The following is a 26,267-nucleotide window of genomic DNA, read 5'->3' on the forward strand; positions in this document are numbered from 1 at the left end:
AGGGACACGCTGAATAGAAAAATACCGGTATAGCATCAGGAATATATAAGCCAAAGATGCGGATCATCAGACGGATCTGACAGTAAGGAGTGCGCTGTGACCTCCCAAGGGAAAAACGAGAACCAAGCCAGTGACGCTTCCTTAGACGCAGGCCAGCGGGATGATGAAGGTCAGATAAAGCGACTGCAGGCTGATCTTGAGCATATGAGACTAGAGCGCGATCAGTGGAAGCGGGAATCGAATCAGCTCTTCGACGCCATGTTTCGGCAAAATACCGCACCCAAGCTGTTGATAGAGGTCGATAGCGGACAGATCATCGATGCTAATGAGTCGGCGCTTTCGTTTTACGGCTATTCCCGATCAGCGATCGAGCGACTGAACATTCGCGACATCAATCCTCTTGATGACGCGGCCCTCAGGCGGGAACTTCAATTAGCGCAGCGCGAAGAGCGGCGCTTTTTCCGTTTCCAGCACCGCCTGGCCAACGGCGAGCTGCGTGATGTCGAGGTCTACAGTAGCCCGATGACGCGCCACGGATGCCAGTTGCTTCACTCGATCATCCATGACGTAACCGAACGCACCAGAGCAGAAGCCGAGCTGGCCGCCCAGAAAGCCGAGTATCGCGACCTGATCGAGCAGCACCCTCATTTCGTGGTGCGTTACCTGCCCGACACCACGATTCTCTTCATCAACGCTCCCTTGTCTAAGCTGACCGGTAAGCATCAAGACGCCCTGGTCGGCAAGCGCTGGGGCGACCTGCTGCCCGCCGAACAGCAGGACGCCATCCGAGAACACCTGGCTGACTTCAGTGACCAGACACCGATTCGCGCGTTCGAGAACCAGGTAACCGATAGCCAGGGTAAGACGCGCTGGGTGCACTGGACCAGTCGCGCCTTCTGTGATGAGAACGGCACGCCAAGGGAGTTCCAGAGCGTAGGTATCGATATTACCGAACGTCGAATGCTCGAGCAGGAGCATCGACGGCTGAGCGAAATCATCGAAGCAACCCCCGACTTGATCTCCATGGCGGACACCGAGGCACGGCCGTTCTATTACAACCCAGCCGGCAAGAAGCTGATAGGCCACCAGTTGGCCTCGTCATCTCCCGATGAGCATATCGTCTTCCATCAGCTGGCGGATATCTGGCAGCACCTACGTGAGAACGCAATACCGGAGGCGCTGAGAAACGGCTATTGGCAGGGGGAAGGCAAGATTCGAAATGCCCTGGGCGAAGAGATCCCGGTTCAGCAGACGCTGATCGCTCACCGCAACGCGCAAGGCGAGACCACGCACTTCTCAACCATCATGCATGACCTGACGCAGCACAAGGCGCTTGAGGCCGAGCACCGGCTGATGGCTGTCTCCTTTCATACCGGGCAAGGGGTAATGATCGTCAACCGACAGCAGATCATCGAACGCGTCAACGATGCTTTTACCTCGATCACCGGCTATACGCTTCAAGCAGCCGTTGGCCAGTCCCCTCAGTTGCTGCAATCCGACCAGCACGATGCCACCTTCTACCAGCGTGTCCAATTCACTCTGTCGGTCAGCGGGTACTGGGAGGGAGAATACTGGTATCGACATCAAAACGGCGAAACTCTGCCTTTATGGCAGTCCATCTCCACCCTGACCAACGGCCAAGGTGAGATCGAGCACTATATCTACGTCTTCCATGACATCCGCAAGCAGAAGATATTGGAAGAAGAGCTCAAGCATCTCGCCGAACATGACCGGCTGACCGGCATCTGCAACCGCACCCGACTCTATCGGCTGCAGGAGCAGGCTATCAACGACCTCGAGCGTTACGACACGCCTTTTTCGCTAATCATGCTCGATATCGACTGTTTCAAGGACATCAATGATGAGTACGGACACGATGTCGGCGACAGTGTGCTCAAGGCACTGACCGATGTCATCATCCGGCAGCTGCGTGACAGTGACGAAGTCGGTCGCTGGGGCGGCGATGAATTCATGCTGCTGGCCGGCCACACGCACCTGGACGGCGCCATCAAGCTGGCAGAACGGGTTCGCGCCAGCATCGAAGCGACATCCTTCGACGATGTCGGCAGCGTGACCGTGAGCCTGGGGGTCGTGGAGTTCCATCGCGGTATGACCCTAGCGGAGTCGGGGAAAGCCGTCGATGAGGCGCTCTATCGAGCCAAGCGCCGGGGGCGTAATCGCGTGGAGAGCCTTCCCGGCGACACCTGATGACAGCCCCGGGAACCGACTTGAGCACGTAAGCTCAGGCGTAACGGGTTAGAACAACACCCGATCGGACAACAGCTGAGCGGCTTACCCATGGTTCGCTTGTTGGCTCGCATAGTGAATGCAGCTCGCCTGGAGGATGAGGCTCGCGCCAGAAGCCCTCAGCCCTCAAGATCGCTCTGGCGATAGCCGATCAGATAGAGCACTGCATCGAGACCCAGTGTCGAAAGCGAATGACTGGCCTGCTGACGCACCAGCGGCTTGGCCCGAAAGGCGATACCGAGTCCCGCTGTGGCTAGCATCTTCAAATCGTTGGCGCCGTCACCCACGGCAATGGTCTGCTCCAGCGCCAGCCCCTCGCGGCGGGCGATCTCGCGCAGCAGATAGGCTTTGCGCTCGGCATCGAGGATCGGCTCACGCACCTCGCCGGTGACCTTGCCATTCTCGATGACCAGCTCATTGGCATGGACTTCATCAAAGCCAAGCTTCTGCTGCAGGTAATCGGCGAAGTAGGTAAAGCCACCGGAGAGGATGGCGGTGCGATATCCCAACCGTTTGAGGTGGCCCATCAGGCGTTCGACGCCGTCCATCAACGGCAGGTTCTCGGCGATGTCGGCGAGCACCGCCTCGTCCAGGCCCTTCAGCTTGCTCATCCGCTCGCGAAAGCTCTGCTGAAAATCCAGCTCGCCGCGCATCGCCCGTTCGGTGACCGCTGCCACCTCATCGCCCACGCCGTGGCGCCGGGCCAGCTCGTCGATCACTTCGGTCTGGATCAGCGTCGAGTCCATGTCGAAGCACACCAGCCGACGGTGGCGACGCCAGATCGAATCCTCCTGAATGGCGATATCCACGCCGTGCATGGCGCCCAGCGCCAGGGCCTTTTCACGCAAGGCGGTCAGGTCGACTTCCTCACCGCGCAGCCAACACTCGACGCAGGCGCCCATGGGGTGACGATCGCTGCCCTCTCCGGCCACGCTGCCATCCAGCGGCTCACGGCCTGACAGACGATGGATCAGCTCGACGGTCAGGTCATGTTCGGCGGTCAGGGCGCCGACCTCGGCAAGAATGCCCGCAGGGAGATGCGGCGCCAGCAGGGTCAGGATCAGCCGTGGCCGACTTTCCTGGGCGCTCCAGCGCTGATAGTCCTCGGCACCCACCTGCACCGCCTGGATGTCGAGCCCCAAGGTATCGCCAGCCTCAGCGAGAATCGCCTCCAGGTCGCTGTCATGATCAAGCCCGACCAGCGCCTCCAGCGACAGGATATCGAAGGTCACGCTCTGATTGATGTCCAACAGGCGGGCCCCGGCGCGGGCCAGGGCGCTTCCTAGGCCGGCGAGCTGGCCGGGATGGGCCTGGCCCGTGGCGCGAATCAAGAGTCGTCGTGTCATGAGCCTTCCCTCAGTCTTCAATGGCGAGGCGGTCAACCTTCTGGAAGCCGCGAGGCAGCTTGCTGCCGCGACGCCCGCGTTCACCGGTATAGTAATCGAGATCGCTCGGCTTGAGCGTCAGCTTGCGCTTGCCGGCATGCACCACCAGCGCGGCCCCTTCAGGCAGCATCACCAGGTCGCGCATGAACTCTTCGCGCTGGGTGGCTCGGGTGCCGGGAATATCGAGCATCTTGTTGCCTTTGCCCTTGGCCATCTCCGGTAGCTGTTCGAGGGCAAACACCAGCAGGCGCCCTTCGTTGGAGACGGCGGCAACCTGCACGCCCTCACCGCTCGGCACCGCCAGCGGCGGAATCACAGCACAGCCCTTGGGTACCGAGAGGATGGCCTTGCCGGCCTTGTTCTTGCCGATCAGGTCCTCGAGCCGGGCAATGAAGCCATAGCCGCCGTCGGACGCCAGCAGATAGCGAGTCTCGGGGGGCGCCAGCATCAGCCCGGCCATATGCGCCCCAGCCGCGGTGTTGACGCGACCGGTAATCGGCTCGCCCTGGCTTCTGGCGCTGGGCAGGTTATGGGCGGCCAGGGTGTAAGCTCGCCCGGTATCGTCAAGCAGCACCAGCGGCTGATTGGTCTTGCCTCGCGCCGCCAGGTGGAAGCGGTCGCCGGACTTGTAGCTGAGCCCGGCGGGGTCGATCTCGTGCCCCTTGGCCGAGCGAATCCAGCCCTTCTCGGACAGCACCACGGTGACCGGATCGGCGCCGAGAAGCTCGACTTCAGACAGCGCCTTGGCCTCGCCGCGCTCGACCAGCGGCGCACGGCGATCATCGCCGTGTTCCTTGGCAGCCTCGCGCAACTCATCTTCGATCAGGTCGGTGAGTGCTTCCTCGCTACCCAGCAGCGTCTTGAGGTGCTTACGCTCAGCGGCCAACTCGTCCTGCTCGCCGCGAATCTTGAACTCCTCGAGTTTGGCCAAGTGGCGCAAACGCAGCTCAAGGATGGCCTCTGCCTGACGCTCGGAGAGATCGAAGGCCTGGATCAGCGCGGCCTTGGGCTCGTCCTCTTCCCGAATGATACGGATCACCTCATCGATATTGAGGTAGGCCGCCAGCAGACCCTCGAGAATATGCAGGCGATCCTCGACCTTGCCCAGGCGATGTTCGAGGCGCCGGCGCACGGTCGTGCGGCGGAAGTTGAGCCATTCGCCAAGCATTTGCGGCAGGGGCATGACCCGCGGCCGGCCATCCAGGCCAATCACATTCATGTTGACGCGGATGTTCTTCTCGAGATCGCTGGTGGCGAACAGGTGTGCCATCAGGGCCTCGATATCGACCCGGTTGGAGCGCGGCTCGATAACCAATCGCGTCGGAGTCTCGTGGGTCGATTCGTCGCGCAGGTCGGCAACCATCGGCAGCTTCTTGGCCTGCATCTGGGCGGCGATCTGCTCGAGTACCTTGGACCCGCTTACCTGGTAAGGCAGCGCGGTGATCACCACCTTGCCCTCTTCCAGGGTGTAACGGGCACGCAGCTTGACCGAGCCACGGCCACTCTCATAAAGCTTACGCAGATCAGAGCGCGGGGTGATGATTTCAGCGGCAGAGGGAAAGTCCGGCGCCGGCACATACTCGAGCAGATCGGCCGTCGTCGCCTCAGGGTGGCGCAGCAGGTGGCAGGTCGCTTCGACCACCTCGTTGACGTTATGGGGCGGTATATCGGTGGCCATGCCCACGGCGATGCCGGTACCGCCGTTGAGCAGCACATGGGGCAACTTGGCCGGCAGCACCACCGGCTCGTTCATGGTGCCATCGAAGTTGGGCGTCCAGTCGACGGTGCCCTGCCCCAGTTCGCTGAGCAGCACCTCGGAAAACTTGGACAGCCGCGCCTCGGTGTAGCGCATGGCGGCGAAGGACTTGGGGTCGTCGGGGCTGCCCCAGTTGCCCTGGCCATCCACCAGCGGATAGCGGTAACTGAACGGCTGGGCCATCAGCACCATCGCCTCGTAGCAGGCGCTGTCACCGTGCGGGTGAAACTTGCCGAGTACGTCGCCGACGGTGCGCGCCGACTTCTTGTACTTGGCGTTGGCGCTGAGCGAAAGCTCGCGCATAGCGTAGACGATGCGCCGCTGCACCGGCTTCATGCCGTCGCCGATGTGGGGCAGCGCACGGTCGAGAATCACGTACATCGAGTAGTCGAGGTACGCCTTTTCGGTGTACTCGCGAAGGGAAAGACGCTCGACGTCCCCCTCCGCCACCTGAATATCCATGGTCATCGGGGAATCAAACCTCTATGTCTGCGAGATTGCCGTAGTCCTCGAGCCAGCTCTTGCGATCACTGGCGCGCTTGCGGGCGAGCAGCATGTCCATCATCTCGAAGGTGCCGTCGCCATCCTCACGGGTCAGCTGCACCAGACGGCGCGTATCGGCGGCCATGGTGGTCTCGCGCAACTGCAGCGGGCTCATCTCGCCGAGGCCCTTGAAGCGCTGGACGTTGACGGTGCCGCGCTTGCCTTCCAGGCGCTTGAGAATCGCCGCCTTCTCGCTCTCGTCGAGGGCATAGTGAACCTCCTTGCCCAGGTCGATGCGATACAGTGGCGGCATGGCGACGAACACGTGGCCAGCGGCCACCAGCGCCGGGAAGTGGCGCACGAACAGCGCACACAGCAGGGTAGCAATGTGCAGTCCGTCGGAGTCGGCATCGGCAAGGATGCAGATCTTGTGGTAGCGCAGCTTCGAGAGATCATCGCTGACCGGGTCGATGCCGATGGCCACGGCGATGTCGTGAACCTCCTGAGAGCCATAGATGTCGTGGGACTCCACCTCCCAGGTATTGAGGATCTTGCCACGCAGCGGCAGGATCGCCTGCGTTTCGCGATCACGAGCCTGCTTGGCGCTACCCCCAGCGGAATCACCCTCGACCAGGAACAGCTCGCTGGCGGCCGGATCCTGACCTGAGCAGTCGGCAAGTTTGCCCGGCAGCGCAGGGCCGGAAGTGACCTTCTTGCGAGCGACCTTCTTGGCGCTCTTCTGGCGGCGCTGGGCGGCGCTGATCACCAGCTCCGCCAGCGCCTCGGCCTGATCGACATGGTGGTTGAGCCACAGCGAGAAGGCATCCTTGACCACGCCGGAGACAAAGGCCGCCACCGCCCGGGAGGACAGCCGCTCCTTGGTCTGGCCAGCGAACTGTGGGTCGAGCATTTTCACCGAGAACACATAGCTGACCCGCTCCCACAAATCGTCGGCGGTCAGCTTCACGCCCCGGGGCAGAATGCTTCTGTACTCGCAGAACTCGCGCAGTGCCTCGAGCAGCCCCGAGCGCAGGCCATTGACGTGAGTGCCGCCGAGCGGAGTGGGGATCAGGTTGACGTAGGATTCCATCAGCGGCTCGCCACCCTCCGGCAGCCACTGCAGCGCCCAGTCGACGCCCTGCTCGTCGTCGGCGAAGTGGCCAACGAACGGCGAGGCCGGCAGCACTTCGAAGCCGTCGGTGGCCTGGGCCAGATAGTCGCGCAGGCCATCCTCGTATTGCCACTCGCTCTGGCTGCCATCGGTCTCGGTAAGGGTTACCTTGAGCCCTGGACAGAGCACCGCCTTGGCACGCAGCAGGTGCTTCAGCCGCGGCAGGGCAAGCTTGGGGCTGTCGAAATAGCTCTCGTCGGGCCAGAAGCGCACCAGGGTGCCGGTGGCACGCTTGGCACAGCTGCCGATAACGGCCAGGTCCGACACCTTTTCACCGTGCTCGAAGGCGATGGCGTGGCGATTACCGTCGCGACACACCTCGACCTCGAGGCGCCGCGACAGGGCGTTGACCACCGACACACCGACCCCGTGCAGGCCGCCCGCAAAGCGGTAGCTCGACTGGGAGAACTTGCCACCGGCATGCAGCTTGGTGAGGATCAGCTCGATCCCCGAGACGCCGTGCTCGGGGTGAATATCGATGGGCATGCCGCGGCCGTCATCCGAAACCTCGATGCCGCCATCGGCAAGCAGGCGCAGCTGGATGTGATGGGCATGCTCGGCCAGGGCCTCATCGACGCTGTTGTCGATGACTTCCTGAGCCAGGTGATTGGGTCGCGAGGTATCCGTGTACATCCCCGGGCGCTTTCGCACCGGTTCGAGCCCGGAAAGAACCTCGATGGAACTAGCACTGTATTGCGTCATGCGTTGTCCAGGTGTTTGGCAGTGAACGGGGCGGATGGCACGCCGCCAGGCGTCGTCATGCGTGATGAAAGATCGTGGTCACCCGGCCCGGTGCGAGGCGACGACCGCCGTGGGCCAGCACCGCCGGCAGATAGTCAGCAAGTGCGCTGAAGCCGTGGTCGCCGCCAGGATGCAGGATCGTCGAGCATCCCGCGTAGGCCTCGAAGGCATCGCGACAGTCCAGCGTCTCGTCAGCGGTACCCAGCAGCAGAAGGTAATGCGCAGGCGTCAACCGGGCCGGTGTCAGGGCCTCAAGCGCCTCATGGTGACGGTGGTCGATGACGAAGCGCTCGCCAGTATCCGCGTTGACGAAGGCCTCGCCGATCCAGCTTTGCATCAGACGTGCCGGCCGCACCGCCGGGTTGATGGCCACCGCGGGAAGGCCCAGCCGCTCGGCAAGGCAACTGACCAGAAAGCCGCCCATGGAACTGCCCACCAATAGCGGCCGTGGGCCCAGGGCCTCGAGTGCCGCCTCGGCGGTGGCCAGGGCCTCATTGGGGCGATGCGAGAGCTGCGGGGCCTCACAGGGCAAGGGGGCCCTTTCCACGACGCTACAGGCCGCGCGCATCAGTTGCGACTTGGGCGAACTTACGCCGCTATTGAAGCCGTGCAGGTAGAGCACGCCGCTCGCCGGGGTCGATTCACGATCGATGTCGGCGCTCAGCATACCGCATTTCCTGTATACGCATCCAGCATCAAGACACCTCACGCCGAGACGCGCCAGCCCGCGAGATTCCTGCCCTGGCTTCGCTGGCCTCGCTGCTCGCCTGGTCCTCGGCGGCCCACAGCGCCTGGATCAGGCCCTGGCTGGAATCGTCCATGGTCTCCAGGCCTTCGCGGGAGCCCAGGATACGCTCGGTCTCGCCGGCGATCTGCTTGCCGAGCTCCACGCCCCACTGGTCGAAAGGGTTGATGTCCCAGATGGTGGCCTGCACGAAGACCTTATGCTCATAGAGGGCAATCAGCGCGCCCAGGGTATGAGGCGTCAGGCGGTCGAGCAGCACGGTGCTAGAAGGCTGGTTGCCGCGATAGCGCTTGTGGTTCGGCCGCGGGCCGTCGTCTTCGATGGCGTCATCGCCGAGCATCAGCAGGCGCGACTGGGCGAAGCAGTTGGCGAGCGTCAGGCGATGCTGAGCCTTGAGGTGCGCGCGGGTTTCGGCGTCCTCGACGCGATCATAGCGGCGCAGCGGCGCGATGAAGTCGCACTCCACCGACTGGGTGCCCTGGTGCAGCAGCTGATAGAAGGCGTGCTGGGCGTTGGGGCCGAGCTGCCCCCATAGCACCGGGCAGGTGGAGTAAGCGGTCACCTGCCCCTCGTTGGTCACCGACTTGCCATTGGACTCCATCTCGAGCTGCTCGAGATAGCTCGCAAAGTACTCGAGCCGGCCGTCGTAGGGCAGGATCGAGTGCGCGCGAATATCCAGGAAATTGACGTTCCAGATACCGGCGAGGCCCAGCAGCACTGGCAGGTTATCCTCGAGGGGCGCCTCCTGGAAATGGCGGTCCATGGCATAGGCGCCGCCCAGCAGTGCCCGGAAATTGGCCATGCCCACTACCAGCGCGATGGGCAGGCCGATGGCCCCCCACAGCGAGTAACGTCCGCCGACCCACTCCCAGAACTCGAGCTGATTGGCCGGCGCGATGCCCCACTCGGCCATCTTCTCAAGACTCGCCGAGACGCCGATAAAGTGCTGACGCATCACCAGAGCCCGGTCGATGGCGCTGGGCTCCTCGTGATCATCGTGGACCAGTCGACTCAGCAGCCAATCCCGGGCGGTGCGGGCATTCGACAAGGTGTCGATGGTGGTGAAGGACTTCGACGACAGTACGAACAGGGTGGTTTCGGGATTCAGCCGCGACAGGTAATCGGCAAGCTGGGAGCCGTCCATGGTCGAGGCAAAATGCACCTTGATCTCGTGCACGTCGCGCGGCCGATAGTCGGCGAGGGCATGGGTGACCATCAGCGGGCCAAGATCCGAACCGCCGACCCCCAGGTTGACCACATCGCTGACCGCCTTGCCGGTGGCGCCGCGCCACTGGCCGGCGTGGAACTTGTCGACCATCGCCTCCATGCGATCCAGCGTTTCGTGCACCGCGGGCACCAGATCCTGGCCCTCGACCTCGAGATGGGCATCCGCCGGCAGGCGCAGCGCGGTGTGCAGCGCTGGGCGATCCTCGGAATGGTTGACCCGTTCGCCGGCCAGCAGTCGCGAAATGGCTGCCGGCACACCGGCCTCCCGAGCCAGCGCCAGGAGCCCCTCGAAGGTCTCGTTGCTGAAGCGTTGCTTGGAAAGATCCAGGGTCAGTCCCGCCGCCCGGCGGCAGAAACGGGGATAGCGAGGCTCGCCCGTCGTCGCGGCCTCTCGAAACAGCGTCTTCAGATGCACCTCGCGCATCTCCCGCGCATGCTCCGCCAGCGCCTTCCAGGCGGGCCGCTGATCGATCGGGGTCGGATGGCTCATGAACTCTCTCTCCTTGACGAGCGCGACGCGTTGACGAACACCATTAACTAACACCATTCACGGGCACCACTCACGTACACAACGGCCGCCCGGCGCAACGGGTGCAGCCGGGCGGCGCGGGGCGTAGAATGCCGGAAATTCCGCTATGACCCCGACATGACGCCATGACTGACGCATCTTACCGTGACGCGATCTTTTCGACACCCCTGGACCGGGTAGCGCGCTTCTCCTTCGACGAACAGGTGGTGGCCTGCTTCCCTGACATGATCCGTCGCTCGGTGCCGGGCTATGGCCAGATACTGGGCATGCTCGGGGTGATCGCCGAACGTCACCTGCGCCATGGCGCCCACGTTTATGATCTCGGCTGTTCGCTAGGCGCAGTGGGCCTGGCGCTGGCCGGGCGCCTGCCGGCGGACGCCTTCCGCCTGACCGGGGTCGACCTGTCGCCGGCGATGGTCAGCCGCGCCAGCGAGACCTTCGCTGCCGAATGCCCGGCGCATGCCTTTGAGGTCGTCGAGGGCGACATTCGCGCGCTCGACTACCGCTCCTCGGGCATGATCGTGCTCAATTTCACCCTGCAGTTCCTGCCGCCCGCCGATCGCGAAGCGGTGATCAAGGCACTTTACGACGCCCTGGAGCCCGGCGGCGTGCTGGTGCTCTCGGAAAAGATCGTCGCCGAGGACGAGCAGGAGAATGCTTGGCTGGTCGAGCGCTATCACGACTTCAAGCGCGCCAACGGCTACAGCGACATGGAGATCAGCCAGAAGCGCACCGCGCTCGAGAACGTGCTGGTGCCGGACACCCTCGCCGCCCACCATGAGCGCCTTGCCGGCGCCGGCTTCCCGCGCAGCCACACTTGGTTTCAGTACCTTAACTTCGCCTCGATCATCGCCTTCAAGGACGCCTGAGTGTTGTCACCGGATTCCCACCGCCGCCTCTATCACGCCTTCGTCGATCAGGGCCTCGAGCCCTGGCTGGCCCGCCTTCCCGAACAGCTAGCCCGTGGCCTTGACCGCAAGCGCCACGGTGACCTGCCGGCCTGGGAAAAGGCAGTGGCCAAGCTGCCCGCGCTGGCCGACGAACGCCGGGCAGACCTGGATCAGGACACGGTCAGCGTCAACGTGGCACTGACTGAGCCTCAACGGCGACAGTGCCATAACCTCCTGAAAAAGCTCGCTCCCTGGCGCAAGGGCCCCTATTCGCTGGGCGGCATCCATATCGATACCGAATGGCGCTCGGACTGGAAGTGGCAAAGAGTATATCCGCACCTCTCGGCGCTGGCCGGTCGCCGGGTGCTGGACGTAGGTGGCGGCAGCGGCTATCACGCCTGGCGTATGGCCGGCGCCGGTGCCTCTTTCGTGCTGGTGATCGACCCCTCGCCGCGCTTCTTCTACCAGTTCCAGGCGGTGCGTCATTTCATCGGCGACGGCGATGGCGGCCGCACACACTTCCTGCCGGTGGGCATCGAGGACGTACCCGAGAAACTCGAGGCTTTCGACACCGTGTTCTCGATGGGCGTGCTTTACCATCGCCCCTCACCCCTCGAGCACTTGCAGCAGTTGAAGGATGCCCTGCGCCCCGGTGGTGAACTGGTGCTGGAAACCCTGGTAGTGGAAGGCGACACCACCACCGTTTTCATGCCCGGCGAGCGATACGCGGCGATGCCCAACGTCTACTTCCTGCCCTCCTCCGCCGCCTTGAGCCACTGGCTCGAACGCTGCGGCTTCAGCGACGTGCGGGTGGTCGACGAGGCCGAGACCAGCCTCGATGAGCAGCGCGCGACCGAGTGGATGAGCTTCCAGTCGCTTGCCGATTTCCTCGACCCCGAGGACCCCCGCCTCACGATCGAGGGCCACCCGGCGCCGCGGCGTGCCGTGCTGATCGCCACCAAGCCCGCGTAAGAGCAGGCGCGGGACGTTTGGCGCTCCCTCCTACTTCATTGCATCAGGGCACCCGCGGCATCGTCGTCCAGCGCCACCCCCTCGACTCCATAGGTCTCTTCCAGCGCCAGCAGGTAATGGCGCAACGCCCGGCGCGTCGCCTGCTCGTGCAGGTCATGACGCACTCGGTCGGCCACGGCCTCATAGGGCAAACGTCGGCCTTTCCGACAGGCATTGATGCAGACCAGATGCCAACCATAGCGCGAGGCCAGCGGCCGCTCATGGGTGCCCTCGGTCAGGTGCTGCAGCGCCCGGTCGAGCTCCGCTACCGTCTGGCCGGAGACCAGCCAGCCGAGCTCTCCGCCCTCATCCTTCGAGGGGCAGGCGGAATGACGCTGGGCCAGCTCGGTGAAGCGTTCAGGCGCCTCACGCAGCTCGGCGATCAAGCGCTCGCCCAGCTGGTACTGGGCGTCGCGGGCCCGGGCGTCGTCGGGCGCGGCCGCCAGCAGGATATGGCGAACATGGCGCTGGGTGGGCGTACTGAAGCGCGTCGGGTGCGCCGTAAAGAAGCGGCGACAGGCCGCCTCATCGGGCTCGGGCACCTCCAGTTCGCGCTCCAGCAGTTCGGTCATGGCGGCATCGTTCTCGATGCCCTGGTCATCCACCACCGACGGCAGGCCGAGTTCACGGGCGCGCTGGCTCAGCAGCTCGCGCACCACCAGCGACCTGGCGGCCAGGAGCTGCGCCTCGGCCGCCGACTCGGCCGGGTGATACTGCATCTCCCGGGCGATGGCATCCTCGTCGATCACCACCCGCCCAACCTGCACCGGGGGGGCACTCTGGCCGCCCGGCAGTTGCTCGATATCGATCTTCTGCATGGTCATTATCCTCAACGTTAAAACTGAGCGTGCGACGGCCAGACTAGGCGGAGATCGGCGAAAAAGCGGAGTTTACGCGTTTGTAAATGAGCATTTTGAGCCGATCTCCAACAACGCATGGCCGAGCAAAGCCAGTTTTAGCCACGGCGGCGGACGATCTGATAGCGCCTGCCCAGATAACCTAACGGAATGCTCCAGACGTGCACCAGGCGAGTGAAGGGAAAGATCAGCACGATGGTCAAGCCCAGCAGGATATGCAGCTTGTAGATCAGGCCGATCCCGGCGAGATGCGCCGCCGCCCCGCCCTGGAAGAAAACGATGGACTGAGCCCAGTGGGCGAGCCGGAGCATCACGCCGCCGTCCAGGTGCCCTAGGGCGGGAATGATGGTCAATAGCCCTAGGGTCACCTGGATCACCAGCAGGAGGATGATGGCGGTATCCATCGAACTGGAGGACGCCCTCACCCTGGGGTTGGTGAGGCGTCGATGCGCTAGCATGGCGCCCCCCACCAGGCACATGACGCCGGCGAGGCCGCCGATCACGATGGCGACCAGTTGCTTGGCGCTGGCGCTCATGAAGGGGGCATAGACCCAGTGGGGGGTCAGCAACCCCACCAGGTGGCCGAAGAAGATCACCAGGATGCCGACATGGAAGAGGTTGCTGGCCAGCCGCATATGCTTCGACGACAGCATCTGGCTGGAGCCGGTCTTCCAGGAATACTGGCCGTGATCGAAGCGTACCAGGCTGCCGATCAGGAAGACGGTGCCGGCGAGATAGGGGTAAAGCCCGAACAGCAGGGTGTTGAGGTAGTTCATGGCTGATCTCCTTGAGGCCGCGACACGGAGACAGTGGGGTCGAGGACCCGTACCGCTTCGCTGGGCGTCACGTGCTTGCGCTCGGCGAGGCGCCGCCCCTCGGCGGACTGCAGGGCGCAATCCTGGTCCGACTCGGCGGAGAAGCGCACCGCCTCTTCCTCCCAGACCGCGTCCAGCGCCTCGGGAGTATGATCCGACGCTTCCTCGCGAACCTGGGGGCGATGGGCGTCAATGTCGTCTTCGGCGCCGATCAGCGCCAGCAGCGCCAGCGGCACCAGGGCGTGGTCGGCCTCGCGCTCCTCGAGACGGGCGGCGAGCAGCGCCAGGATATGGCGAATCTCGCCCAGCCAGCGGCCGATCTCGCCCTCTGGTCGTGTGGAGAGGTATTCGAGGAACAGCGGCAGGTAGTCGGGCAGCTCGCGGGCGTCGAGCTCGAAACCGGCGGCCCGGTACTCGGCCAGCAGGTCGACCATCGCCTGGCCGCGATCCCGGGACTCGCCGTGCACGTGCTCGAACAGCAGCAACGAGGTCGAACGCCCTCGATCGAACAAGCCAACATACTCGGCCTGCCGGTCGAGCAGGTCCGCCTCGGCCAGCCGCCGGCACCAGTCACCCAGCCGGGAGCGCAGTGCGCCCGCCAGGCGCGGCTCCGCGGCGATGACGGCCTCGAGCTCGCCGGCCGCTGCCTGCAACTCGGCGGTCGGGTAATCCAGCAACCGGGCCAGGGCCCGCAGGCTCAGCATGTCCGGGGCTCGGTCGTCGCGTGCATGGCTAGTCATTGCGCGCCTCCTCACTCTTTTGCTCGCTCCGACCATCGTTCTGAGGATCGAAGGTGCCCACCGGCTTGACCAGGGTCGTGGTCTGCTTGCGTCCACCGAACAGGCTCGCCTCGTTGCTGCCGCCCTGGCAGCCGTTGCCGAAGCTGAAGCCGCAGCCGCCGCGCTCGGGGAAGGCATCGCGAGCCGTTTCCCGATGGCTGGTAGGAATCACGAAGCGATCCTCGTAGTCGGCGATGGCCAAATAGCGATACATTTCCTCGACCTGCGCCTCGCTGAGGCCCACCTCGTCGAGCACCGAGGTCTCGGCCGCGCCCTCCACATGCTTGCCGCGCATGTAGACCCGCATCGCCATCAACCGCTTCAGGGCCAGCACCACCGGCGCCTCCTCGCCGGCGGTGAGCAGGTTGGCCAGGTACTGCACCGGGATGCGCAGTGACTCGATCTTCGGCAACACGCCGTCATGCTCCACATGGCCGGCCTCCGCCGCGGACTGGATCGGCGACAGCGGCGGCACGTACCAGACCATCGGCAGTGTGCGGTACTCCGGGTGCAGCGGCAGGGCCAGCTGCCAATCGATGGCCAGCTTATAGACCGGCGAGGCCTGGGCGGCCTGGATGACGTTGTCGGGAATGCCGTCCTGCTTCGCTTGGGCAATCACCGCCGGATCATGGGGGTCGAGAAAGATCTCGCACTGGCGGTGATAGAGGTCGCGCTCGTCCTCGGAGGCGGCCACCTCCTCGATGCGGTCGGCATCGTAAAGCAGCACGCCCAGGTAGCGGATGCGCCCCACGCAGGTCTCGGAGCACACCGTCGGCTGGCCCGACTCGATGCGCGGGTAGCAGAAGATGCACTTCTCGGACTTGCCGGACTTCCAGTTGTAATAGATCTTCTTGTACGGGCAGCCGGAGATGCACATCCGCCAGCCACGGCACTTGTCCTGATCGATCAGCACGATGCCGTCTTCCTCGCGCTTGTAGATCGCGCCACTCGGGCAGGACGCCACACAGCTCGGATTCAGGCAGTGCTCGCAGAGCCTGGGCAGATACATCATGAAGGTGTTCTCGAACTGGCCATAGATGTCGGCCTGGATCTGCTCGAAGTTCGCATCGTGACGCCGCTTGGCGAACTCGGTGCCGAGGATCTCCTCCCAGTTCGGGCCCCACTCGATCTTTTGCATGCGCTGCCCGGAGATCAGCGAGCGCGGCCGGGCCACCGGCTGATGCTCGCCGGCCTTGGCCTGGTGCAGATGCTGGTAGTCGAAGGTGAACGGCTCGTAGTAATCATCGATCTCCGGCAGATCGGGATTGGCGAAGATGTTCGCCAGCACTCGCCACTTGCCACCGATGCGCGGCTCGATCCGGCCGTCCTGGCGCCTGAGCCAGCCGCCCTTCCATTTAGCTTGGTTCTCCCACTCCTTGGGATAGCCGATGCCGGGCTTGGTCTCGACGTTGTTGAACCAGGCGTATTCCATGCCTTCGCGGCTAGTCCAGACGTTCTTGCAGGTCACCGAGCAGGTGTGACAGCCGATGCACTTGTCGAGATTGAGGACCATGCCAACCTGGGAACGAATCTTCATTTCACGACCTCCTGTACGCTGTCACTGCCTTCTCCATCCAGCCAGTCGACATGTTTCATCTTGCGCACGATGACGAATTCGTCGCGGTTGGAGCCCACCGTGCCGTAGTAGTTGAAGCTATAGGCGAGCTGCGCATAGCCACCGATCATGTGAGTGGGCTTGGGACACACCCGGGTCACGGAGTTGTGGATACCGCCTCGGGTGCCGGTGACTTCACTGCCCGGCACGTTCACGATGCGCTCCTGGGCGTGATACATCATCACCATGCCGACCTTGACCCGCTGGCTGACCACCGCCCGCGCGGCGATGGCGCCGTTGGCGTTGTAGGCTTCAATCCAGTCGTTATCTTCTACGCCAATTGATTGCGCGTCGTCCTCCGACAGCCAGATAATCGGACCGCCTCGCGACAGGGTCTGCATCAGCAGGTTGTCCGAGTAGGTCGAGTGGATTCCCCACTTCTGGTGTGGCGTCAAGAAATTGAGCGCAATTTCAGGATTACCGTTGCCCTTGGGCGTGGCTAAGCTTGCCGCCGCCTTGGTATCAATGGGCGGGCGGTAGACCAGCAGGCTCTCGCCAAAGGCGCGCATCCAGGGGTGATCCTGATAGAGCTGCTGACGACCACTCACCGTGCGCCAGGGGATCAGCTCGTGGACGTTGGTGTAGCCGGCGTTGTAGGAGACATGCTCGTCCTCGAGGCCCGACCAGGTGGGGCTGGAGATGATCTTGCGCGGCTGGGCAACCACATCACGAAAGCGAATCTTCTCGTCACGCTTGGGCTCGGCCAGGTGGGTGTGATCGCGGCCGGTGATCTGCGACAGCGCGCCCCAGGCCTTGACCGCCACCTGACCGTTGGTCTCCGGCGCCAGGGTCAGGATCATCTCGGCGGCGTCAATGGCCGAGTCGATGCAGGGCTGCCCCTTGGCCGGGCCGTCGCGCTTGACATGGTTCAGGCCCCGGAGTAGCTCGACTTCCGTCTCGGTCTTCCAGGCGATGCCCTTGCCGCCGTTGCCGATGGACTCGAGCAGCGGCCCCACCGAGGTGAAGCGCTCGAAGGTGGCCGGATAGTCGCGCTTGACCTCGATCAGCGCCGGCATGGTCTTGCCTGGCAGCGGCTCGCACTCGCCGCGCTTCCAGTCCTTGACCTCGGGCTGGGCCAGCTCCCCGGGGGAGTCGTGTTGGTGCGGCAGGGTGACCAAGTCGGTCTCCTCGCCCAAGTGGCCGACGCAGACCCGCGAGAACGCCTTGGCGATGCCCTTGTATATCTCCCAGTCGCTGCGCGACTCCCAGGCCGGGTCGGTCGCCGCGGTCAGCGGGTGGATGAAGGGGTGCATGTCCGAGGTATTGAGGTCGTCCTTCTCGTACCAGGTCGCGGTGGGCAGCACCACGTCGGAGTACAGGCAGGTGGTGGACATACGGAAGTCCAGGGTCACCAGCAGGTCGACCTTGCCTTCGGGAGCGTCATCACGCCAGGTGACCTCCTCGGGCATCTTGCCGCCCATCTCCCCCAGGTCCTTGCCCTGGATGCCGTGACGGGTGCCCAACAGGTACTTGAGCATGTATTCGTGGCCCTTGCCCGAGCTGCCCAGCAGGTTGGAGCGCCAGATGAACATGTTGCGCGGGAAGTTCTGCGGGCTGTCCGGATCCTCGGCGGCGAAGCGCAGCTGACCGCTCTTGAGGCGCTCGACCACATAGTCGGCGGTACTCATGCCCGCCTCGGCGGCGGCTTCGGCCAGGCGCAGCGGATTGGTATCGAGCTGCGGCGCGGAGGGCAGCCAGCCCATGCGCTCGGCGCGCACGTTGAAGTCGATCAGGCTGCCGCGATAGTCCTCGGGCCTGGCCAGCGGCGAGAGAATCTCCTTAACGTCGAGCTTCTCGAACCGCCACTGGGAGGAGTGGTTGTAGAAGAAGGAGGTGCCGTTCATGTGCCGCGGCGGACGCTGCCAGTCGAGACCGAAGGCCAGCGGGGTCCAGCCGGTCTGCGGGCGCAGCTTCTCCTGGCCGACATAGTGCGCCCAGCCGCCGCCGCTCTGGCCGATGCAACCGCACATGACCAGCATGTTGATTAGGCCGCGGTAGTTCATGTCCATGTGATACCAATGGTTCATGCCGGCACCGACGATGATCATCGAGCGGCCACGGGTCTTGTCGGCATTGTCGGCGAACTCCCGGGCGATGCGGATGACCTGGGCCGCCGGCACCCCGGTGATCTTTTCCTGCCAGGCCGGAGTATAGGGCCTGATCTGGTCGTAGGCGGTAGCACCGTCGTCCTCGCCGTCGGCACCGAACCCGCGATCGATCCCGTAGTTGGCGCACATCAGGTCGAAGACGGTCACCGCCAGCACCTCGCGGCCATCGGCCAACGTCAGGCGCTTGGCGGGCAGGCTGTGATGCAGGACGTCGTCACCGGCCACATGGTCGAAGTGCTCATGCTCGAGCCCGCCGAAGTAGGGGAAGCCGACCCTGGCCACGGCATCGTGGCGCTCGGCCAGCGACAGGGCCAACGACACCTCGTTGCCGTCGGCATCCCGCGGCTCCAGGTTCCACCTGCCCTGCCCCCCTTCCTGTTCTCCCCATCGGAAGCCGATGGAGCCCCGCGGCACGACGAGGCGGTCGGCGGTCTCGTCCCAGGCCAGGGTCTTCCACTCGGGGTTGTTGTCCTGGCCCAGGTTGGCGTCGAAGTCGCTGGCGCGCAGCTGCTTGCCCGGCACGTAGCTGCCGTCGTCACGCGCTTCCAGCTCGACCAGGCAGGGCATGTCGGTATAGCGGCGCACGTAGTCGGTGAAGTAGGCGCTGGGGTTGTCGAGATGGAATTCCTTGAGGATCACATGGCCCATGGCCATGCCCAGCGCCGCGTCGGTGCCCTGCTTGGCGGAGAGCCACTCGTCGCAGAGCTTGGAGACTTCCGCGTAGTCCGGAGTGATGGCCACCGTCTTGGTGCCCTTGTAGCGCACCTCGGTGAAGAAGTGGGCATCTGGGGTGCGGGTCTGGGGCACGTTGGAGCCCCAGGCGATGATGTAGCCCGAGTTGTACCAATCGGCGGACTCCGGCACGTCGGTCTGCTCGCCCCAGGTTTGGGGGCTGGCCGGCGGCAGGTCGCAGTACCAGTCGTAGAACGACAGGCAGACCCCGCCGATCAGCGACAGGTAGCGGGCGCCGGAGGCGTAGGAGACCATCGACATGGCGGGAATCGGCGAGAAGCCGATGATGCGATCCGGCCCGTACTGCTTGGCGGTATGGACGTTGGAGGCGGCGATCAGCTCGCTCATCTCGTCCCAGTCGGCGCGCACGAAGCCGCCCATGCCGCGGGCGCGCTTGTACTGGCGGGCCTTGGCCGGGTCCTCGACGATCGAGGCCCAGGCCTCCACCGGGTCGCTATGCTGCTTACGCGCCTCGCGCCACAGCGTGATCAGCGCCTGGCGCACCAGCGGATACTTGAGACGATTGGCGCTGTACAGGTACCAGGAGTAGCTGGCGCCTCGCGGGCAGCCACGCGGCTCGTGGTTGGGCAGGTCCGGCCGGGTGCGCGGATAGTCGGTCTGCTGGGTCTCCCAGGTGACCAGGCCGTTCTTGACGTAGATCTTCCAGCTGCAGGAGCCGGTGCAGTTCACGCCATGGGTGGAGCGCACGATCTTGTCGTGCTGCCAGCGGGCGCGATAGCCGTCTTCCCAGTCGCGGGTCTCGTCGCGGGTCTCGCCATGCCCGCCGGCGAACGCGGGGGGCCTCTTGGCCAGGTACTTCAAACGGTCCAGAAAATGACTCATGTGTCTCTCCTCCTCAGCGGTCGGCCCGCTGTCACTGGGTCACGGCCGTGGCGACACGGCGTTCGCTGAAACGAATCTCGGCGTTGTCACGGGTGTAGTAGAACCAGGTCAGCCCCACGCAGATCGCGTAGAAGGCGATGAAGCCGTAGAGCGCCATCTCGGCACCGCCGGTCAGGGCGATGGAGCTGCCGAAGGTCTTGGGAATGAAGAAGGCGCCATAGGCGGCGATCGCCGAGGTGAAGCCGATGGTGGCCGCCGCCTCCTTCTCGCCCTGCTGGCGCTGTTCGTCGGCCGAGAGGTGCGGCATCAGGCGGGGAATCTCCTCGCGGAAGATCGCCGGAATCATCTGGAAGGTGCTGGCGTTGCCTACTCCAGTAAAGAAGAACAGCAGCAGGAACATGGCGAAGAAGCCCCAGAAGGCGCCCGACTGGTCCTTGATGCCGAGGAAGAACAGCACCCCGGCCACGCAGGCGATCATCGCCGCGAACACCCAGAGGGTGACCCGCGCACCGCCGAAGCGGTCGGAGATCCCGCCGGTCAGCGCCCGGCTCAAGGCGCCGACCAGCGGCCCCAGGAAGGCGAACTTGAGCACGTCGACCTCGGGGAACTGGTTGGAGGCCAGCAACGGGAAGCCCGCCGAGTAGCCGATGAAGCTGCCGAAGGTGCCGGTGTAGAGCACGCACATCAGCCAGTTGTGCTTGCGGGTGAAGATCACCGCCTGATCCTTGAACGACGACTTGGCGCTGGCGATATCGTTCATGCCGAACCAGGCCGCCACGGCGGCGATGACGATGAAGGGGACCCAGACGAAGCCGGCATTCTGCAGCCACAGCGAGTCGCCGCCGCTCACCGACTGGGCGCCGCCGGCGACCGCGCTGAACACGCCGGTGGTGATCACCAGGGGCACCAGGAACTGCATGACGCTGACCCCGAGGTTACCCAGGCCGGCATTCAGGCCCAGCGCCTTGCCCTTCTCCTGCTTGGGATAGAAGAAGGAGATGTTGGCCATGCTGGAGGCGAAATTGCCGCCACCGAAGCCACACAGTAGCGCCAGGATCAGCATCACCAGATAGGGGGTCTCGGGATTTTGCACCGCGAAGCCAATCCACAGGGCCGGCAGCAGCAGCGAGGCGGTGGAGATCGCCGTGAAGCGCCGACCACCGAAGATCGGCACCATGAAGCTGTAGAAGATGCGCAGCGTGGCGCCGGACAGGCCCGGCAGGGCCGCCAACCAGAACAGCTGATTGGAACTGTAGTCGAAGCCCACCTGGGGCAGCTTGGCGACCACCACCGACCACACCATCCACACCGAAAAGGCCAGCAGCAGGTTGGGGATCGAGATCCACAGGTTGCACGAGGCGATGCGCTTGCCCTTCTCCTCCCAGAACGTCGGGTCCTCGGGGCGCCAGTCCTCGAGCACGAACTTGCTGGGGGTGGCGAATTCCGGCAGATCGGTGGTCTCTCGCTGGGCCTCCCACTCGATACGGGTGACCCTGAGGATCGCGTAGTGCATCCAGGCCAGGGCGGCCGCGGACACCACGAACAGCAGCATGAAGGCGCTCTGCCAGATGCCGATGACGTCATTGAGCATGCCGAAGGTCAGCGGCAGGAAGAAGCCGCCCAGGCCGCCGACCATGCCGACCACGCCCCCCACGATGCCGACGTTCTGGGGATAGTAAACGGGGATATGCTTGAACACCGCCGCCTTGCCCAGCGACATGAAGAACCCCAGCACCATGGTCAGGGCCACGAAGCCGGCCAGGGACATGGCGAAGGAGAAGCGGATCTCGCCGGCGACGCCGCGGATGACATAGTCGGTCGGCGGATAGCTGAGCAGGAAAGTCGTGATCACCGAGGCGATCAGGGTCCAGTACATCACCCGCCGCGCGCCATAGCGGTCGGACATCCAGCCCCCCAGGACGCGAAACAGCGAGGCGGGAATGGTATAGAGGGCGGCAACGATGCCCGCAGCGGCGATACCCAGGCCGTAGACCTCGACCAGGTAGTGCGGCAGCCACAGCGCCAGCGCCACGAAGCCGCCAAACACGAAGAAGTAGTAGAGGGAGAAACGCCATACCCGCAGCTCGGCCAGCGGCGCCAGCTGCTCCTTGAGCGGCACCGGGTTGGCCCGGCGCTGGGCGCTCATCGGATCGATGCGGGCCAGCAGCATGAAGGCCACGCCCATCACCGCGATCACCGTGGCATAGACCAACGCGGTACCCTGCCAGCCCAGCGCCAGCAGCAGGAAGGGAGCACCGAAGTTGGTCACGGCGGCCCCCACGTTACCGGCACCGAAGATGCCCAGCGCCGTGCCCTGCTTCTCTTTCTCGAACCAGGCCGAGGTGTAGGCCACCCCGACGATGAAGGAACCGCCGGCCAGGCCGATGCCCAAGGCGCCGACCAGCAGCATGAGGTAGTTGGTGGCGAAGGTCAGCAGGTAGACGCAGACGGCGGTGGCCAGCATCAGCAGGCCGAACACCCACCGCCCGCCGAAACGGTCGGTGAGCAGGCCCAGGAACAGCCGGCTGATGGAGCCGGTGAGCACCGGGGTAGCCATCAACAACCCCAGCTGGGTGTCCGACAGCAGGAAGTCGTCCTTGAGTTGCAGGCCGAGAATCGAAAAGATGGTCCAGACGGCGAAGCACAGGGTGAACGCCAAGGTCGACAGCCCCAGCGCTCGATTCTGCTCGCGGCGTGTTACGGCGAGTGATGTCACGATGCCACCCCCTCAGGTCGCAATAAAACAGATTGCTGTAGGGGTACTCTGCCGGTGGGCACCGCGGACATTCTTGATCCAGATCAAAGGAGAGACAGGACCTTGATAGGTAAATCAACGACTTATGACCAACTGGGTATATAATGGAAGTTGATAAGTTATTGAATAAAATGCCAATAAAAAATATACCTATTACTTTATAGGTAGTTAAAGATGAGAAGGATTTCATTGGTGATAATCAAGCGCCGCCGCTACTCGCTGACCCTGACGCTGACCCTGGTATTCGGGATGATCTCGCTGCTGGCGATCGCGAGCATGCTGTCGACGGTGTATCTGGCCGATACCGCCGAGGGCGACGCCCGCGCCATCAACCTGGCCGGGTCGCTGCGCATGCAGGCCTGGCGGGCGCTGGCCACAGCCGACGCGCCGGCATCCCGCCAGCGCTACCTGGCGGGCATCGAGGAGAGCCACGCTCGCCTGGGCGAGACGCGCCTGGTGCAAGACGGCGACGGGGATATCGCACGACGGCTGGCGACGATCCGCCGGCAATGGCAACAGGAGCTGGCCCCGCGCCTGACCGCTGGCGAGCGAGGAGAGCTGCCGACGGCGCGACTCGATGCCCACGTCGACGCGCTGGATGCACTGGTCGGCCGCCTGGAAGCGGCCGCCGAGCAGCGTCTGCGCTGGCTGAAGTGGCTGCAGTTGACGCTGTTGACGTTGACCCTGCCGCTGCTGGCCTACGGCGGCTATCGCCTGCTCCGCCATGTGCTGATGCCGTTACGCGACCTGCTGGGTGTCATAGAGCGCCTGCGCCAGGGCGACTTCGCGGCCCACAGCGGCTACCGTCGCCAGGACGAGATCGGCCTGCTGGCCACCACCGTGGACGACATGGCCGCCCATCTCGAGGCGGCCATCGCCGAGCGCGCCCGGCAGCGTCAGGCGCGACGCCTGGCGCTGATGGAGGAGCGCGCGGTGATGGCCCGGGAGCTTCACGACTCCCTGGCCCAGGCGTTGAGCTACCAGAACATCCAGGCTCTGCGGCTGCAACGGCGCCTGGCCGCCAGCGATGGTGACCCGCATAGCGGCGCCATCGTCGAGGAACTGCGTGGCGGCATCGAGCACGCCTACCGCCAGCTGCGCGAGCTGCTGACGACCTTCCGCACCCGGCTCACCGAGCATGGCCTCAGGGCGGCGGTCGAGGACGCCGCCGAGAGCTTCACCCAACGCGGCGGCATCTGGATCCACCAGGAGGTGACGCTGGCCGACGACGTCCTGGGTCCCGACGAGGAACTGCACGTCGTTCAGATCCTGCGCGAGGCACTGGCCAACGTCGTGCAGCACGCACGTGCCTCGCGGGCGGCCATTCACCTGACCGGTGACGCCGACGGCGTGACGCTGCGGGTGGACGATGACGGCAGCGGCCTGCCGGACGATCTCACTCGTCCGGAGCACTATGGCATCATCATCATGAAGGAGCGTGCGCAGGGCCTGGGTGGCCGGCTGCACTTCGCTGCCAGCGACTGGGGCGGCGCACGTCTCGAGCTCCACTTCACCCCGCACGGAGAACCGCATGATGCCACCTGATGGCCGCCGCGGCGTCCTAATCGTCGACGATCACCCCCTGTTTCGGCGGGGGGTGCGCCAACTGCTCGAGATGAGCGAGCGACTGACCTGCCTCGGCGAGGCCGATGACGGCGAGGCGGCCCTGCTAAAGGCCGAGGCGCTGTCGCCGGATCTTATTCTGCTGGACCTGCAGATGCATGCCATGGATGGCATCGCCACCCTCAGGGCCCTGAGGGAGGCCGGCCTCGACACGCGGGTGATCATCCTGAGTGTTTCCGATCACCAGGAGAACGTGATCGCCGCCATTCGCGCCGGCGCCGACGGCTACCTGCTCAAGGACATGCCGCCCGATCGACTGCTCGAGGCTCTGGAACGGCAAGGCGATGGCGAGATGCTCTTCGACCCGCGTCTCACCGCCCTGATGGCCGGCGCCCTGCGCCGCAGGCCCACGGTCAGCGGTCCGACTCTCGATCATCTTACCCGTCGGGAACGCGAAATCCTGCGCCTGCTGGCCAAGAGCTACGCCAACAAGCAGATCGCCCAGCACCTGGCCATCCGCGAAGGCACGGTCAAGGTGCACATGCGCCACCTGCTGAAGAAGCTCGAGATGCACTCGCGCACCGAAGCCGCCGTGTGGGCCGCCCAGCAAGAGCTGGGATAGCCGAACAGCGCGACAGCAAGCTTGACGATCCGACAGCCCCCCTTCCGCCCTGACCCGGTGCTGCCCCGCAACGCCCCCGGGGCAATCGTTTGCCAAACAGTGGCAGTAAGATGGCCGGGACGAAAATGACTACAATTTGGCTGACGATCAAGTCGAATGGATGGGGACGTATCGATGATTACCGTCGAGCTGTTTCGCTATAAACCCGACACCGATAGGACACCGCATCTCGAGCGGGTCGAGCTCGACGAGTGCTTTCGTAAGGCGATGGTGCTGGATGTGCTGGAATATCTGAAAACGCAGGATCCCACCCTCGTCTACAGGCGCTCCTGTCGCGAGGGCGTGTGTGGCTCGGATGGCATGAACATCAACGGTAAAAACGGCCTGGCCTGCATCACGCCGATGGCCGAGGCACTAGGCCGTTCAACTACCCTGATTCTGCGTCCGCTGCCCGGTATGCCGGTGATCCGCGACCTGGTCGTCGATCAGCAGCTGTTCTTCAAGCAACTGGAACGCATCCGCCCCTATCTGATCAATGACACACCTGAGCCGGCCATCGAGCGCCTACAAGCCCCAAAGGACCGGGACCGGCTCGACGGCCTCTACGAATGCATCCTGTGTGCTTGCTGTACCTCAGCCTGCCCATCGTGGTGGTGGAACCCGCAGAAATATATTGGACCAGCGGGCCTGCTGCAGGCCTATCGTTTCCTGATTGATAGCCGTGACACCGCCACCGACGAACGCCTTTCCGAGCTGGAAGACCCGTTCAGCGTCTTCCGCTGCCGGCAGATCGCCAACTGCACCTGGGTTTGCCCCAAGGGACTCAACCCGATGCAGGCCATCGGCCGAATCAAGGCCCTGCTACTTAGTCGCGGCAGCTAACGCCATGCTGCCAGCGACGTTTCATCAACGTCGCGGTGATCTCCTCGATCTAGGTCAGGGCGACCACACGATCGGCAGGCTAAGCATCGGAATCAGGCCGGGCCGTGGGGTGTCTCTCAGGCCAACCAGGACAACGGGCTGTGATGCAGGGCAGCGCCTACGATGTAAAGGAACACCGTCACCGCTGCCAGCGCTGCCAGGCCGCGCTTGGCCGGCGTTCGGCCCCGCTTGATGGCGACGCTACCCAACAGGACATAGGCCAGCAGGCCCAGCAGCTTGGCCGCCAGCCAGGGCTGCTGGTGCGGCCAGGCGCGCAGCATAAGCATCAGCGACACCCCCAGTGTCAACAGTGCGGTATCGATGACATGAGGCAGGATGCGCACCCAGCGTGCCTGCAGTCGCGGCGACGCGCGCACCGACCACCAGGCACGCAATACGAACAGCGAAAGGCTGAGCCCAGCGGCGCTCATGTGCAGGTACTTGATCAGCAGGTACGACGACATCCCTTATC

18 protein-coding genes are annotated in these 26,267 nt (G+C 64.3%); 6 read left to right on the top strand and 12 right to left on the bottom strand.

Annotation, left to right across the window (positions count from 1 at the left end; all coding sequences use genetic code 11):
• Positions 1-204: 204 nt before the first annotated feature.
• A complete protein-coding gene (locus BCL93_RS07470) occupies positions 205-2,208 on the top strand; it encodes a sensor domain-containing diguanylate cyclase (RefSeq protein WP_146742468.1) in 2,004 nt (667 codons plus the stop codon).
• A gap of 158 nt (positions 2,209-2,366) precedes the next feature.
• Here the strand turns inward: BCL93_RS07470 and serB are convergent, their stop codons facing one another.
• The 5 genes from serB to pgi are packed head-to-tail and all read right to left on the bottom strand — an operon-like array spanning position 2,367 to position 10,245.
• Positions 2,367-3,593, bottom strand: a complete 1,227-nt coding sequence (serB, locus tag BCL93_RS07475) for a phosphoserine phosphatase SerB (RefSeq protein ID WP_112054657.1) — start codon at positions 3,591-3,593, stop codon at positions 2,367-2,369.
• 10 nt (positions 3,594-3,603) lie between these two features.
• Positions 3,604-5,856 carry a DNA topoisomerase IV subunit A gene (parC, locus tag BCL93_RS07480; protein ID WP_112054658.1) on the bottom strand — a complete coding sequence of 751 codons (2,253 nt, stop codon included), beginning with the start codon at positions 5,854-5,856 and terminating at the stop codon, positions 3,604-3,606.
• 7 nt (positions 5,857-5,863) lie between these two features.
• Positions 5,864-7,744 carry a DNA topoisomerase IV subunit B gene (gene parE, locus BCL93_RS07485; RefSeq protein WP_112054659.1) on the bottom strand — a complete coding sequence of 627 codons (1,881 nt, stop codon included), beginning with the start codon at positions 7,742-7,744 and terminating at the stop codon, positions 5,864-5,866.
• A gap of 55 nt (positions 7,745-7,799) precedes the next feature.
• Positions 7,800-8,450: a YqiA/YcfP family alpha/beta fold hydrolase gene (locus BCL93_RS07490; RefSeq protein ID WP_112054660.1), complete on the bottom strand. Its 651-nt coding sequence runs from the start codon at positions 8,448-8,450 to the stop codon at positions 7,800-7,802.
• 28 nt (positions 8,451-8,478) lie between these two features.
• Positions 8,479-10,245, bottom strand: coding sequence for a glucose-6-phosphate isomerase (gene pgi / locus BCL93_RS07495; RefSeq protein WP_112054661.1), 1,767 nt, complete (start codon positions 10,243-10,245; stop codon positions 8,479-8,481).
• 164 nt (positions 10,246-10,409) lie between these two features.
• Between pgi and cmoA the strand changes: the two genes are divergently transcribed.
• Both cmoA and cmoB read left to right on the top strand, forming a co-directional pair.
• Positions 10,410-11,153: a carboxy-S-adenosyl-L-methionine synthase CmoA gene (gene cmoA / locus BCL93_RS07500; RefSeq protein ID WP_112054662.1), complete on the top strand. Its 744-nt coding sequence runs from the start codon at positions 10,410-10,412 to the stop codon at positions 11,151-11,153.
• Positions 11,154-12,146 carry a tRNA 5-methoxyuridine(34)/uridine 5-oxyacetic acid(34) synthase CmoB gene (gene cmoB, locus BCL93_RS07505; RefSeq protein WP_112054663.1) on the top strand — a complete coding sequence of 331 codons (993 nt, stop codon included), beginning with the start codon at positions 11,154-11,156 and terminating at the stop codon, positions 12,144-12,146.
• A 35-nt stretch (positions 12,147-12,181) separates the two neighbouring features.
• Here cmoB and BCL93_RS07510 read toward each other — a convergent pair whose 3' ends face one another.
• From BCL93_RS07510 to BCL93_RS07535, 6 genes are all read right to left on the bottom strand, one after another.
• Positions 12,182-13,003, bottom strand: a complete 822-nt coding sequence (locus tag BCL93_RS07510; protein WP_112054664.1) for a peptidylprolyl isomerase — start codon at positions 13,001-13,003, stop codon at positions 12,182-12,184.
• A 137-nt stretch (positions 13,004-13,140) separates the two neighbouring features.
• Positions 13,141-13,818: a respiratory nitrate reductase subunit gamma gene (narI, locus tag BCL93_RS07515; RefSeq protein ID WP_112054665.1), complete on the bottom strand. Its 678-nt coding sequence runs from the start codon at positions 13,816-13,818 to the stop codon at positions 13,141-13,143.
• Positions 13,815-14,597, bottom strand: coding sequence for a nitrate reductase molybdenum cofactor assembly chaperone (gene narJ, locus BCL93_RS07520; RefSeq protein WP_258396088.1), 783 nt, complete (start codon positions 14,595-14,597; stop codon positions 13,815-13,817). Before narJ ends, narI begins: the two co-directional genes overlap by 4 nt.
• Complete coding sequence (narH, locus tag BCL93_RS07525; RefSeq protein ID WP_112054666.1) at positions 14,590-16,173, bottom strand: nitrate reductase subunit beta; 1,584 nt, start codon at positions 16,171-16,173, stop codon at positions 14,590-14,592. Before narH ends, narJ begins: the two co-directional genes overlap by 8 nt.
• A complete protein-coding gene (locus BCL93_RS07530; protein ID WP_112054667.1) occupies positions 16,170-19,934 on the bottom strand; it encodes a nitrate reductase subunit alpha in 3,765 nt (1,254 codons plus the stop codon). Before BCL93_RS07530 ends, narH begins: the two co-directional genes overlap by 4 nt.
• Positions 19,935-19,965: 31 nt before the next feature.
• Positions 19,966-22,650 carry a nitrate/nitrite transporter gene (locus tag BCL93_RS07535; protein WP_112054668.1) on the bottom strand — a complete coding sequence of 895 codons (2,685 nt, stop codon included), beginning with the start codon at positions 22,648-22,650 and terminating at the stop codon, positions 19,966-19,968.
• 231 nt (positions 22,651-22,881) lie between these two features.
• Here BCL93_RS07535 and BCL93_RS07540 point away from each other — a divergent pair, with 231 nt between their 5' ends.
• From BCL93_RS07540 to BCL93_RS07550, 3 genes are all read left to right on the top strand, one after another.
• Positions 22,882-24,234 (top strand): histidine kinase, encoded by a 1,353-nt coding sequence (locus tag BCL93_RS07540; RefSeq protein ID WP_181463054.1) that lies wholly within the window; start codon positions 22,882-22,884, stop codon positions 24,232-24,234.
• On the top strand, positions 24,221-24,874 hold the full coding sequence (narL, locus tag BCL93_RS07545) for a two-component system response regulator NarL (protein ID WP_112054670.1): 654 nt from the start codon (positions 24,221-24,223) through the stop codon (positions 24,872-24,874). The genes BCL93_RS07540 and narL overlap by 14 nt, the downstream gene beginning before the upstream one ends.
• Before the next feature lie 177 nt (positions 24,875-25,051).
• A complete protein-coding gene (locus BCL93_RS07550) occupies positions 25,052-25,756 on the top strand; it encodes a succinate dehydrogenase iron-sulfur subunit (protein ID WP_304526642.1) in 705 nt (234 codons plus the stop codon).
• Positions 25,757-25,872: 116 nt separating this feature from the next.
• On the opposite strand, the gene BCL93_RS07555 is transcribed toward BCL93_RS07550, so the two are convergent.
• A complete protein-coding gene (locus BCL93_RS07555; protein WP_112054671.1) occupies positions 25,873-26,259 on the bottom strand; it encodes a SirB2 family protein in 387 nt (128 codons plus the stop codon).
• Between the last annotated feature and the right edge of the window lie 8 nt (positions 26,260-26,267).

The sequence above is a fragment of the Onishia taeanensis genome (genome assembly GCF_003268885.1).
Classification (GTDB): Bacteria; Pseudomonadota; Gammaproteobacteria; order Pseudomonadales; family Halomonadaceae; genus Onishia; species Onishia taeanensis_A.

Coding starts and splice junctions, on each gene's coding strand:
- BCL93_RS07470 (WP_146742468.1), top strand. CDS start 205: ATGAGACTAGAGCGCGATCAGTGGAAGCGGGAATCGAATCAGCTCTTC.
- serB (WP_112054657.1), bottom strand. CDS start 3,593: ATGACACGACGACTCTTGATTCGCGCCACGGGCCAGGCCCATCCCGGC.
- parC (WP_112054658.1), bottom strand. CDS start 5,856: ATGACCATGGATATTCAGGTGGCGGAGGGGGACGTCGAGCGTCTTTCC.
- parE (WP_112054659.1), bottom strand. CDS start 7,744: ATGACGCAATACAGTGCTAGTTCCATCGAGGTTCTTTCCGGGCTCGAA.
- BCL93_RS07490 (WP_112054660.1), bottom strand. CDS start 8,450: ATGCTGAGCGCCGACATCGATCGTGAATCGACCCCGGCGAGCGGCGTG.
- pgi (WP_112054661.1), bottom strand. CDS start 10,245: ATGAGCCATCCGACCCCGATCGATCAGCGGCCCGCCTGGAAGGCGCTG.
- cmoA (WP_112054662.1), top strand. CDS start 10,410: ATGACTGACGCATCTTACCGTGACGCGATCTTTTCGACACCCCTGGAC.
- BCL93_RS07510 (WP_112054664.1), bottom strand. CDS start 13,003: ATGCAGAAGATCGATATCGAGCAACTGCCGGGCGGCCAGAGTGCCCCC.
- narI (WP_112054665.1), bottom strand. CDS start 13,818: ATGAACTACCTCAACACCCTGCTGTTCGGGCTTTACCCCTATCTCGCC.
- narJ (WP_258396088.1), bottom strand. CDS start 14,597: ATGACTAGCCATGCACGCGACGACCGAGCCCCGGACATGCTGAGCCTG.
- narH (WP_112054666.1), bottom strand. CDS start 16,173: ATGAAGATTCGTTCCCAGGTTGGCATGGTCCTCAATCTCGACAAGTGC.
- BCL93_RS07530 (WP_112054667.1), bottom strand. CDS start 19,934: ATGAGTCATTTTCTGGACCGTTTGAAGTACCTGGCCAAGAGGCCCCCC.
- narL (WP_112054670.1), top strand. CDS start 24,221: ATGATGCCACCTGATGGCCGCCGCGGCGTCCTAATCGTCGACGATCAC.
- BCL93_RS07555 (WP_112054671.1), bottom strand. CDS start 26,259: ATGTCGTCGTACCTGCTGATCAAGTACCTGCACATGAGCGCCGCTGGG.